The sequence below is a fragment of the Rhodanobacter sp. LX-99 genome, assembly GCF_018599185.1.
Taxonomy (GTDB): Bacteria; Pseudomonadota; Gammaproteobacteria; order Xanthomonadales; family Rhodanobacteraceae; genus Rhodanobacter.
This window is the reverse complement of record NZ_JAHFVL010000001.1, coordinates 555,397-567,398: the sequence shown is the minus strand read 5'-3', so window position 1 is coordinate 567,398 and position 12,002 is coordinate 555,397. Positions and strand designations below refer to the sequence as shown.

The following is a 12,002-nucleotide window of genomic DNA, read 5'->3' as shown; positions in this document are numbered from 1 at the left end:
ATGTGTGACACCTGCCGTGTGAAGTGCCCGTTGCTACACGCACGCTGCGCACTTGATGGTGCCCAGACGACGAAACCGGCCACGGGGCCGGTTTCTGGATTCGATGGTGGGCGGTACAAGGATCGTTGTGTGACACCTGCCGTGTGAAGTGCCCGTTGCTACACGCACGCTGCGCACTTGATGGTGCCCAGACGACGAAACCGGCCACGGGGCCGGTTTCTGGATTCGATGGTGGGCGGTACAAGGATCGAACTTGTGACACCTGCCGTGTGAAGGCAGTGCTCTACCGCTGAGCTAACCGCCCACTGCGAGCGCGCAATTTTAGGGGCAGTCGCGGGGCGGGTCAATGCCTCGGATGGATCGGCAGGCGGCAAGGACAGGGGCGCGGGTTGCTAGACTTGCCTCCCCCTACGTCAAAAGCGCACCACCATGGAACTCTTCAACATCCACCTGGCCAGCATCCTTCGCGCCTTGCAGCAGTTCGAGCTGACGCCGTGGAAGGCCGTCGGCCTGCTCGGCTCGGTGATGTTCACCAGCCGCTGGTTCGTGCAGCTGTACTACACGCGCAAGCTGAAGCGGGTGGTGATGCCTCTGTCGTTCTGGTGGCTGTCGGTCTGCGGCAGCATCCTGCTGCTGGCGTACTTCATCATCGGCAAGAACGATTCGGTGGGCATCATCTCGAACTTCTTCCCCGCGTTCGTCTCGATCTACAACCTGGTCGTGCACCTGCGCCACCGCAAGAACAGCATCACCGGCGACGCCACCGTGTGATGGCGTAACCGGGGATCCACGACTATTCCGGCTCGTAATCCAGGTTCGAGGCGAGCCAGCGTTCCGCTTCGGCGAGGGTCCAGCCCTTGCGTCTGGCGTAATCCTCGACCTGGTCCTTGCCGAGCCGGCCGACCACGAAGTACTGGCTGTCCGGATGCGAGTAGTACCAGCCCGAGACGGCGGCGGCGGGGTACATCGAGAAGCCCTCGGTGAGTTCGATGCCGGTGTTGCGGGTGACGTCGAGCAATTTGAACAGGGTGGCTTTCTCGGTGTGTTCGGGGCAGGCGGGATAGCCGGGAGCCGGGCGGATGCCGCGGTATTTCTCGGCGATCAGCGCGTCGTTGTCGAGCGACTCGTCCGGCACGAAGCCCCAGAATTCCTTGCGCACGCGCTCGTGCATGTGTTCGGCGAACGCTTCGGCGAGGCGGTCGGCCAGGGCCTTGAGGATGATCGAGGAGTAGTCGTCGTAGTCGGTCTGGAAGCGCGCCAGGTGTTCCTCGATGCCGAGGCCGGCGGTGACCGCGAAGCCGCCGATCCAGTCGGGTTTGTCGAATTCCTTCGGCGTGATGAAGTCGGCGAGGCAGAGGTTGGGTCGCTCGATCGGCTTGTCGGCCTGCTGGCGCAGGCTGTGCAACGTGGCCAGCTTTTTCCTGCTCCCTTCGGAGTCCCCTTGTGGGTGAGAAGGTGCCCCCATAGGGGTGGATGAGGGTACGGACGGAGCGGAAGATTTCGCTTCGGCCGTACCCTCACCCCCAGCCCCTCTCCCGGTGGGAGAGGGGAGTTCATACACCTCGACGTCGTCGCCAACATTGGCCGCCGGCCACAAGCCGATCACGGCGCGGGCGGTCAGCCACTTCTCGGCGATGATTCGGTCCAGCATGGCCTGGGCATCGCGGAACAGCTCGCTGGCCTGCGGGCCGACCACCTCGTCGGTGAGGATGGCCGGGTAGTGGCCGGCCAGTTCCCACGCCTGGAAGAACGGGGTCCAGTCGATGTACTGGCGGATGGTGGACAGGTCGTAGTCGTCGAACACGGTGACGCCGGGCCGGTTCGGCTGCGGCGGTTCGTAGCTGGTCCAGTCGCAGCGGAAGCGCTGCTCGCGGGCTTTTTCCAGCGACACCAGTTTCTTGCCGGGGCCGCGGTTGCGGTGGCGCTCGCGCACGTCGGCGTATTCGAGGCGGATCTTTTCGAGGAACTCGCCGACCAGGTCCTTGCTGACCAGCGACTGCGCCACGCCGACCGCGCGCGAGGCGTCCTTCACCCAGACGCAACCCGCCTTGTAGTGCGGCTCGATCTTCAGCGCGGTGTGCGCGCGCGAGGTGGTGGCGCCGCCGATCAGCAGCGGGATGTGGAAATCCTGCCGCTGCATTTCCCTGGCGACCTGGCCCATCTCCTCCAGCGACGGCGTGATCAGGCCGGACAGGCCGATCATGTCGGCCTTCTCGGCGATCGCGGTTTCCAGGATCTTCTGCGCCGGCACCATCACGCCGAGGTCGATCACCTCGAAGTTGTTGCAGCGGAGCACCACCGCGACGATGTTCTTGCCGATGTCGTGCACGTCGCCCTTGACCGTGGCCATCACGATCTTGCCGTTGTTCTTGCCGGTGTCGCCGGTGCGCAGCTTTTCCGCCTCGATGTAGGGCAGCAGGTAGGCCACGGCCTTCTTCATCACGCGGGCGGATTTCACCACCTGCGGCAGGAACATCTTGCCGGCGCCGAACAGGTCGCCGACCACGTTCATGCCGTCCATCAGCGGCCCTTCGATCACGTCGAGCGGGCGCGTGGACATCTGGCGCGCCTCTTCGGTGTCCTCGACCACGTACTGGTCGATACCGTGCACCAGCGCGTGGCTGAGCCGTTCGCGCACGTCCTTCTCGCGCCAGGCCAGCGTCTCGACCTCGGCCGCGCCGCGCTTGCCCTTGTAGTTGTCGGCGATCTCCAGCAGGCGCTCGGTGGCGTCCTCGCGGCGGTTCAGCACCACGTCCTCGACGCGCTCGCGCAACGGCGGGTCGATGTCGTCCATGATCGTCAGCGCGCCGGCGTTGACGATGCCCATGTCCATGCCGGCCTTGATCGCGTGGTACAGGAACACCGAATGGATCGCCTCGCGCACGGTGTTGTTGCCGCGGAACGAGAACGACACGTTGGAGACGCCGCCGGAGATGTGGCAGTCGGGGAAACGTTTCTTCAACTCGCGTGCGGCATTGATGAAATCCACCGCGTAGTTGTTGTGCTCCTCGATGCCGGTGGCGATGGCGAAGATGTTGGGATCGAAGATGATGTCTTCGGGCGGGAAGTCGAGCTGCGTCGTCAGCAGTTCGTAGGCGCGCGCGCAAATTTCCACCTTGCGCTCGCAGGTGTCGGCCTGGCCCTGCTCGTCGAACGCCATCACCACGGCGGCGGCACCGTATTGCCGTACCTTGCGCGCGTGTTCGAGGAACTGCGCTTCGCCTTCCTTCATCGAGATCGAGTTGACGATGCCCTTGCCCTGCAGGCAGCGCAGGCCGGCCTCGATCACCGTCCACTTGGACGAGTCGATCATGAACGGCACGCGGGCGATGTCGGGCTCGGACGAGATCAGGTTGACGAAGCGGGTCATCGCCGCCTCGGAGTCGATCAGCCCCTCGTCCATGTTGATGTCGATCACCTGGGCGCCGTTGGCGACTTGCTGGCGGGCGACTTCGACGGCCTCGTCGTAGCGGTCTTCCTTGATCAGCTTCTTGAACTGCGCCGAGCCGGTGACGTTGGTGCGCTCGCCGACGTTGATGAACAGCAGGTCGGGAGTGATGACCAGCGGTTCGAGGCCGGACAGGCGGGTGTGGCGCGCCATGTTATGCGGCCTCCGCTTGATCGGCGGAAGGCAGCACGCGCGGTGCGGCGTTGCGCACCGCCTCGGCGATCGCCCTGATATGCGCCGGCGTGGTGCCGCAGCAGCCGCCGACCAGGTTCAGCAGGCCGTCCCGGGCGAAGCCGCCGATCACGCTGGCCATGTGTTCGGGGGTCTCGTCGTATTCGCCGAACGCGTTCGGCAGGCCGGCGTTCGGATGCGTGCTGACGTAGCTCTCGGCGAGGTTGGCCAGGGTCTGCACGTGCGGGCGCAGGTCTTCGGCGCCGAGTGCGCAGTTGAAGCCGACGGACAGCGGCCGCGCATGGCGCACCGAGTAGTAGAACGCCTCGGCGGTCTGGCCGGACAGGGTGCGGCCGGAACGGTCGGTGATGGTGCCGGAGATCATCACCGGCATTCGTGCGCCGCGCCGGTGGAACAGTTCGCTCAATGCGAACAGCGCGGCCTTCGCGTTCAGGGTGTCGAAGATCGTCTCGACCATGATCACGTCGGCGCCGCCGTCGATCAGGCCGTTGGCGGATTCGGTGTAGTTTTCCGCCAGCTCCTCGAACGTGACGTTGCGGAAGCCCGGGTCGTTGACGTCCGGCGACAGCGAGGCGGTGCGGCTGGTGGGGCCGAGCACGCCGATCACGAAGCGCGGTTTTTCCGGTGTTTTCGCGCTCATCGCATCGCAGGCGGCGCGCGCCAGCCGGGCGCCTTCGCGGTTCAATTCCTGCGCCAGATGCTGCAGCTTGTAGTCGGCCTGGCTGATCCGGGTGGAGTTGAAGGTGTTGGTCTCGACCAGGTCGGCGCCGGCTTCCAGGTAAGCCTCGTGCACGCCGCGGATGATCTGCGGCTGGGTCAGCGTGAGCAGGTCGTTGTTGCCGCGCAGGTCGCAGCCGGGATGATCGTGCGCGTGCGCGTGCGCGTGGCCGTCGTGGCCGTGTTCGAAGCGCTCGCCGCGGAAGCCGCCTTCATCCAGTCCGTGTGCCTGCAGCATGGTGCCCATGCCGCCGTCGAGGATCAGGATGCGTTGGCGCAGCGCCTGTTCCAGCAGGGCGACGCGATCGGGGTGGAGCCAGGGCAGGGTACTCATCGAACTTCCTTTGGTTAAGCGGTGCAACGGTATTCAAGCGGGCTTGCGCGCCAGCAGGCTGGCCACTTCGAAATGCGGCGCCTTGCGCTCGCGGCTGAGCCGGTTGCAGCTCAGCACGTCGAGGCCGGCGGCGCGGGCGTAGCCGTCGAGTTGTTCGTTGCTGAAGCCGAGATTGCGGTGGTCGAACGGTTCGACCGCGGCGCGGTGATCGTGCTGGCCCAGCGTCACGGCGAGCAGGCGGCCGCCGGGGCGCAGCAGCCGCGCGGCTTCGGCCACGGCCCTGGCGGGATGCTCGGCGTAGGTCAGCGCATGCAGCATCAGCACCAGGTCGAAGCGTTGTTCGCCCAGCTCCAGCGCGTGCATGTCGCCCTGGACCACGCGCACGTTGGCGAACGCCTTCAGCCGCTTGGCGGCGGCCTCGACCACGCGCTCGCTGGAATCCACGCAGACGATCGAATGCGCATGCGGCGCCAGCAGCTCGGCGGTGATGCCGTCGCCGGAGGCGATGTCGAGCACGTCGCCGGTCTCCAGCAACTGCAGCAGCGAGCGCGCAAGGGTTTCCCAGGTGCGGCCGGGGGAGTAGTGGCGCTCCATGTCGCCGGCCACGGTGTCGGCCCAGCCTTCTTCGCGGGCGCGGTTCGCGAGCACGCCGGGCAGGCGCGCCGAGTCTTCGCGCAGCAGTGCATCGTCGATGCTGGCGCGCAGCGAAGCGAGCAGGTTGTGCTGGGCCTCGTCGCCCTCGTTGTTGGCGCGGTAGTAGGCCGACACGCCGGCGCGGCGGTCGCGCACCAGGCCGGCCTCCTTGAGCTTGGCCAGGTGGGTGGACACGCGCGGCTGCGCCAAATGCAGCACCGCGGCCAATTCGGCCACGGTGAGTTCCTCGTGTTCGAGCAGGGCCAGCAGGCGCACGCGGGTGGGGTCGGCCAGCAGGCGCAGCACGCTGGAAGCGGTGGCCAGATCCATCGGTTATCCCTGTATCGCGATACAAAGATGTATAGGCTAGGCCGGCCTTTGCGGCGCGTCAAGCGCACGCCGGCAAGCCTGCGCGCCATTTCCCGCTAAAATTGCCGGCTTGATTGCCTTCAGGAGCAGCCCGTGGATTTCCGTTTTACCGAAGACCAATTGTCGATCCAGGCGATCGCCCGCGACTTTGCTTCGAGGCGCATCGCGCCGGTGGCGGCAGAACTGGATGCCCGGGGCGAGTTTCCGCTAGAGAACATCCGCGAGATGGGCCAGCTCGGCCTGATGGGCATCGAGGTGCCGGAGGAGTACGGCGGCGCGGGCATGGACCCGATCGCCTACGTGCTGGCGATGATCGAGATCGCCGCGGCCGACGCAGCCACCGCGACCGTGATGTCGGTGAACAATTCGCTGTTCTGCAACGGCATCCTCAAGCATGGCAGCGAGGAGCAGAAGCAGAAGTTCGTGCGCGCGATCGCCACCGGCGAGGCGATCGGCGCCTATGCGCTGACCGAGCCGCAGTCCGGCTCCGACGCCTCGGCCATGCACACCCGCGCCACCAGGAACGCGAACGGCGACTGGGTGATCAACGGCAAGAAGAGCTGGATCACCTCCGGTCCGGTGGCGCGCTACATCGTGCTGTTCGCCATCTCGACGCCGGGCATCGGCGCCAAGGGCGTGTCGGCCTTCATCGTCGATACCCAGCTGCCGGGCTTCCACGCAGGCAAGACCGAGCCGAAGCTGGGCATCCGCGCCTCGGCCACCTGCGAGATCGAGTTCACCGACTACGTGCTGCCGAAGGAAAACCTGCTCGGTGAAGAGGGCAAGGGCTTCTCGATCGCGATGGGCGTGCTCGACGCCGGCCGCATCGGCATCGCCTCGCAGGCGGTGGGCATCGCCCGGGCCGCGTACGAGGCGACGCTGCAGTGGTCGCGCGACCGCAAGGCGTTCGGCCAGCCGATCGGCACGTTCCAGATGACCCAGTCGAAGATCGCCGACATGAAGTGCAAGCTCGATGCAGCGACCCTGCTGACCTTGCGTGCGGCCTGGACCAAGGGCGAGACCGAGAAGAACGGCGGCCGCTTCGGCACCGAGGCGGCAGTGGCCAAGCTCACCGCGTCCGAGGCGGCGATGTGGATCAGCCACCAGGCCGTGCAGATCCACGGCGGCATGGGCTATTCGAAGGAGATGCCGCTGGAACGCTACTTCCGCGACGCCAAGATCACCGAGATCTACGAAGGCACCAGCGAGATCCAGCGGTTGGTGATCGCGCGGGCGGAGACGGGTCTGCGATAGATCCGGGAATAGGGAGTCGGGATTGGGGAATCGGCAGAGCGTCGTGGCCCAGCGCAGTTTGGGCCTGCAAAAAGTCTGATTGCCATGTTTGGTTTCCGATGGATACAAAAGCGCCCCGGCTGATGCCGGGGCGTTTTGTTTCGAGGCTGCGCGGGTACGCCTTTTCGACTTTCTATTCCCTCAATCCCGAATTCCCTGCTCTCAATGCCCCCGCCGCGGATCGGAGTCGAACGTGTGCGGGCCGTCCAGCGCGGGCCTGGCTGGCGCGTTGCCGTCCAGCTTGTCGCCGAGCAGGCGGCGCACCACCACGTAGAACACCGGGATCAGCAGCACGCCGAGGAAGGTGGCGAAGATCATGCCGCCGATCACGCCGGTACCGATCGCATGGCGCGCGTTGGCGCCGGCGCCGCTGGAGATGAACAGCGGGAACACGCCCAGGATGAACGCCAGCGAGGTCATCAGGATCGGCCGCAGTCGCAGTCGCGCCGCTTCGATCACGCCTGCGCGCAGCGTCTGTCCGTGTGCCTGCTGCTCCACCGCGAACTCCACGATCAGGATCGCGTTCTTCGCCGCCAGGCCGATCACCGTGATCAGGCCGATCTTGAAGTAGATGTCGTCGGGCAGGCCGCGCAGCAGGGTGAACACCACTGCGCCGAGCATGCCCAGCGGCACCACCAGCAGCACCGAGACCGGGATCGACCAGCTTTCGTACAGCGCGGCCAGCGCCAGGAACACGATCACGATCGACAGCACCATCAGCAGCGTGGCGGCGTTGCCGGAAAGGATTTCCTGGTACGACTGGCCGGTCCAGTCGAAGCCGAAGCCCTTGGGCAGGTCGTTGGTGACGAGCTTCTCCATCTCGCTCATCGCCTCGCCCGAAGCATGCCCCAGTGCCGGCGAGCCGACGATCTCCACCGCCGCGTAGCCGTTGTAGCGGGTCAGCGAGGGCGAGCCCACCTCCCACTTCGCGTGCACCACGTTGGACAGCGGAATCATCGACGGCGTGCCGGCGGCGGTGGCCTGCGTGCTGGGAGTGAAGAAGTGCTGCAGCGCGTCCGGGCTCATGCGGTAGGACGCGTCGGCCTGCATGATCACGCGCTTCACGCGGCCGCCGTAGGTGAAGTCGTTCACGTACACCGGCGCCAGCATCAGGCCGATCGCGTTGTAGATGTCGCCCACCGACAGGCCCATCGACTGCGCCTGTACGCGGTCCACGTCCAGGTGCAGCTGCGGGGAATCCTCCAGCGCGTTGGGGCGCACGCCGGTCAGCCCGCTGTTCTGGGCGGCCTTGCCCAGCAGCGTGTTGCGCGCCTGGGTGAGCGCTTCGCGCCCGGCGCCGCTGCGATCCTGCAGGTACATGTCGAAGCCGCCGAACTGGCCCAGGCCCTGCACCGTGGGAATATTCGCCACGAAGATGCGCGCGTCGCGGATGCCGTGCAGCTCCATGTTCGCGCGCTGGATGAACTCGGCGGCGGTGACGTCGCGCTTGTCCCAGTCCTTGAGCTTGATGAAGGCCATGCCGGCGTTCTCGCCGGAGCCGATGAAGCTGAAGCCGGTCACTTGGAGCACGCCTTCCACGGCGGAGTCCTTGTCGAGGATGGCGCGCATCTGCGCCATCACCTCGCTGGTGCGCTGCTTGCTGGCGCCTGGCGGCAGCTGGATCACGGACAGGGCGTAGCCCTGGTCCTCTTCCGGCAGGAAGCTGCCGGGCAGGCGGGTGTACAGGAAGCCGCCGAGTACCGCGATCAACACGAAGGCCAGCATCCAGCGCGGCGCATGGCGCACCGCACCGCCGATGTGGCCGGTATAGGTGTGCGTGGTCCAGGTGAAGAACTCGTTGAACTTGCGGAACACGAAGTTCTTCTTCTTGTGGTGCTCCGGCTGCAGGAAGCTGGCGCACAACGCCGGCGTGAACGACAGCGCGAGCAGCGCGGAGAACCCCATCGACACCGCGATGGTCAGCGCGAACTGCTTGTAGATGATGCCCGAGGCGCCCGGCTGCAGCGCCGAGGGGATGAACACCGCCGCCAGCACCACGGTGATCGCCACGATCGCGCCGGTGATCTGGCCCATCGCCTTGCGCGTGGCATCCTTCGGCGACAGCCCCTCCTCGGTCATGATGCGCTCGACGTTCTCGATCACCACGATCGCGTCGTCGACCACGATGCCGATCGCCAGCACCATGCCGAACAGGGTCAGCTGGTTGATGGTGAAGCCCAGCGGCAGCATGCCGAGGAAGGTGCCCAGCAGGGCCACCGGGATGACCAGGGTGGGAATGATGGTGGCGCGGATGTTCTGCAGGAACAGCAGCATCACCAGGAACACCAGGATGATCGCCTCGACCAGGGTGTGCACCACCTCGTTGATCGAGATGTTCACGAACGTGGTGCTGTCGTACGGGCTGAACCAGCTCACGCCCTGCGGGAAGCTGGGTGCGATCTCGTCCATCTTGCCGCGCACGGCGGTCGCCACGTTCAGCGCGTTGGCGCCGGGCAGCAGCTGGATCGCGAAGGCGCCGATCGGCTTGCCGTTCCAGGTGGTGTCGAAGCCGTAGCTGCCTGGGCCGAAGCTGATCCTGGCCACGTCACCGAGGGTGACGGTGGTGCCGTCGGGGTTCGCGCGCAGGATGATGCCGGCGAACTGCTCGGGCGTGGTGAAGCGGCCTTCGGTCGATACGGTGGCGGTGAAGCCCTGGCCGGGCAGCGCCGGGTCGGAACCGATCGAGCCGGCGGCGAACTGCACGTTCTGCGACTTGATCGCGGCCAGCACCTGCGAGGCCGACAGGCCGTAGCCCTGCAGCTTGTCGGGGTTCAGCCAGATGCGCATGGCGTATTCCGAGCCGAACTGCTGGGTGCTGCCGACGCCGGGAACGCGCGAGATCTGGTCGAGCACGCGCGAACCGACGATGTCGTTGAGGCGGTTGCGATCGATGCTCGGGTTGTCCGACTGCAGCGCCACCACCATCAGGAAGCCGGCGTTGGCCTTGGCCACCACCACGCCCTGCTGGGTCACTTCGGACGGCAGGCGCGGCGTGGCCAGCGCCACCTTGTTCTGCACCTGCACCTGGGCGATGTCCGGGTCGGTGCCGCTCTCGAACGTCAGCGTGATGCTGGCGCGGCCGCTGGCGCTGGACGACGAGCTGAAGTACAGCAGGTGGTCGATGCCGGTGAGCTGCTGCTCGATCACCTGGGTGACCGTTTTCTCGGTGGTGTCGGCGCTGGCGCCGGGATAGGTGGCGTTGACCACGACCTGCGGCGGCGCGATCGACGGGTACGATTCCACGCCCAGGTTGAGAATCGCCAGGACGCCACCCAGGGAAATCAGGATGGCGACCACCCAGGCGAAGATCGGGCGGTCGATGAAGAAACTCGGCATGTCCGGACTCCCTTACTTGCCGCGCGCCGGCGCGCTGGCGGCCGCGGCGGAGCCGCGGTTGCCCGCGGTGCTGGGTTGCCATGGCGAGGCCTTGGCCGGTTCGCCTTCCTTCACGTTCTGCACGCCCGAAACGATCACCTGCTCGCCCGCGGCGAGGCCGGCGGTGACCACCCAGTTGCCGCCGCTCGCGGCGCTGGTGGCGACGTCGCGGCGCGCGACCTTGCCGTCCTTGCCGACGGTGAACACATAGGCGCCCACCGTGTCGCGCAGCACGGCCTCCTGCGGCACCAGGAACACCTTGTGCTGTTCGCCGAGCTGCGCTTTCAGCGTCACGTACATGCCCGGCAGCAGGCTGTGCTTCGGATTGGGAATCTGCGCGCGCAGGTTCACCGCGCCGGTGGCCGGGTCGACCGTGGTGGAGGAGAAGTCGAGCGTGCCCGCTTCGGCATAGGCGCTGCCGTCGGGCAGGGCGACCTGCACGCTGGCCTTGTCCGGTTCGGCCAGGGTGACGTTGCCGTTGCTCTGCGCGCGGCGCATCTGCTCCAGGTCGGCCACGCTCATGGTGAAGTTCACATAGAGCGGGTCGATCTGGTCGACCGTGGTGAGCAGGGTCGCGTCGCCGCCGTTGCCGACCAGCGCACCCTCGGTCACCTGCTGCTGGCCGGCGCGGCCCTCGATCGGCGAGGTCACGCTGGCGTAGCCGAGACTGATGCGCGCGGTCTGCACGTTGGCGCGCGCCGCCTGCACGGCGGCCGCCGCGCTGCGCTCGCTGGCCTGCGCGTTGTCCAGGTCGGACTTGGAGATGTAGCCCTTCGGCGCCAGCTCGCGGGCGCGCTGCGCGTTGACCTTGGCGTTGGTGTACGTGGCCTGGGCCTGCGCCAGCGAAGCCTCGGCGGCGCTCAGCGCGGCCTTCAGCGGGGCCGGGTCGATCTGGAACAGCAACTGGCCCTGCTTGACGTCGGTGCCTTCGGTATAAGCGCGCTTGAGCAGCACGCCGGCCACGCGGGCGCGTACGTCGGCGCTGCGGTAGGGCGACAGGCGGCCGACCAGGTCCTTGGTCAGCGGTGAGCTTTGCGGTTGTATCCGGATCACGCCGACTTCCGGTGGCGGCATCTGCGGCGGGCCTTGTTCCTTGCCCTTGCCGCAGGCGGCCAGCGCCAGCAGGCTCAGGCACAACAAGGTCATGCTCGGTGATGAGGACTTCATGGGAGCTCCAGGACTTGCTTGAACGGGGATAGGGGGCTTGCCGGGGTGCGCTGCAGGTTGCCGTGGACGGGATACTGCATCGCGCTCCGTATGTCTTGTGTCATAGGTTGGCTTGGCCGCGGATGACCGCTGCTCGAATCGCGTCGCCGTTCGGCGAGGCGCGATGCCAAGCGGTTCGCAGCCAGACTATACCGGTCAGTTTACATTTTATGGCTGTCGTGAATCCAGCCGTTGACAAGTGGGGCGATGATCTGCACCGCGCTGGCGCGGGCGGCGGCAGCGCTTTCGGAAGCTGTCGCGGGGTGTTCGGCATCCCGTGTGCTCGCGGCGTGTCGCGCGATCGAGTGACTGGCACGGCTTCCGTGAAGATGTCTCGCGACCAATCTGAACCATGCGCGCGGGCATGGTCGCAGCAGGGGTGCGCGGCTGGATTCGCCCTGTCGCGCGGCGTATCCTTCCAAGGCTTTTTACCTG

General features: G+C 66.6%; 7 protein-coding genes and 1 tRNA gene. 2 read left to right on the top strand and 6 right to left on the bottom strand.

Features of this window, described 5'->3' with window-relative positions; all coding sequences use genetic code 11:
- Nucleotides 1-229 precede the first annotated feature (229 nt).
- Nucleotides 230-304: transfer RNA gene (locus KK131_RS02825), tRNA-Val, on the bottom strand.
- Between the two features lie 125 nt (nt 305-429).
- Here KK131_RS02825 and KK131_RS02820 point away from each other — a divergent pair.
- Complete coding sequence (locus KK131_RS02820; RefSeq protein WP_214555141.1) at nt 430-771, top strand: lipid-A-disaccharide synthase N-terminal domain-containing protein; 342 nt, start codon at nt 430-432, stop codon at nt 769-771.
- 22 nt (nt 772-793) lie between these two features.
- Here the strand turns inward: KK131_RS02820 and metH are convergent, their stop codons facing one another.
- The 3 genes from metH to KK131_RS02805 are packed head-to-tail and all read right to left on the bottom strand — an operon-like array spanning nt 794 to nt 5,654.
- A complete protein-coding gene (gene metH, locus KK131_RS02815; RefSeq protein WP_214555140.1) occupies nt 794-3,601 on the bottom strand; it encodes a methionine synthase in 2,808 nt (935 codons plus the stop codon).
- Between the two features lies 1 nt (nt 3,602).
- A complete protein-coding gene (locus KK131_RS02810) occupies nt 3,603-4,691 on the bottom strand; it encodes a homocysteine S-methyltransferase family protein (RefSeq protein ID WP_214555139.1) in 1,089 nt (362 codons plus the stop codon).
- A gap of 33 nt (nt 4,692-4,724) precedes the next feature.
- On the bottom strand, nt 4,725-5,654 hold the full coding sequence (locus tag KK131_RS02805; protein WP_214555138.1) for a metalloregulator ArsR/SmtB family transcription factor: 930 nt from the start codon (nt 5,652-5,654) through the stop codon (nt 4,725-4,727).
- A 132-nt stretch (nt 5,655-5,786) separates the two neighbouring features.
- Between KK131_RS02805 and KK131_RS02800 the strand changes: the two genes are divergently transcribed.
- Nucleotides 5,787-6,947 carry an acyl-CoA dehydrogenase family protein gene (locus KK131_RS02800; RefSeq protein WP_214555137.1) on the top strand — a complete coding sequence of 387 codons (1,161 nt, stop codon included), beginning with the start codon at nt 5,787-5,789 and terminating at the stop codon, nt 6,945-6,947.
- Between the two features lie 201 nt (nt 6,948-7,148).
- On the opposite strand, the gene KK131_RS02795 is transcribed toward KK131_RS02800, so the two are convergent.
- The gene (locus tag KK131_RS02795; RefSeq protein WP_214555136.1) at nt 7,149-10,322 is read right to left on the bottom strand and encodes a multidrug efflux RND transporter permease subunit; all 3,174 of its coding nucleotides are present in this window, start codon (nt 10,320-10,322) and stop codon (nt 7,149-7,151) included.
- A gap of 12 nt (nt 10,323-10,334) precedes the next feature.
- Nucleotides 10,335-11,528, bottom strand: coding sequence for an efflux RND transporter periplasmic adaptor subunit (locus tag KK131_RS02790; protein WP_214555134.1), 1,194 nt, complete (start codon nt 11,526-11,528; stop codon nt 10,335-10,337).
- Nucleotides 11,529-12,002: the final 474 nt, after the last annotated feature.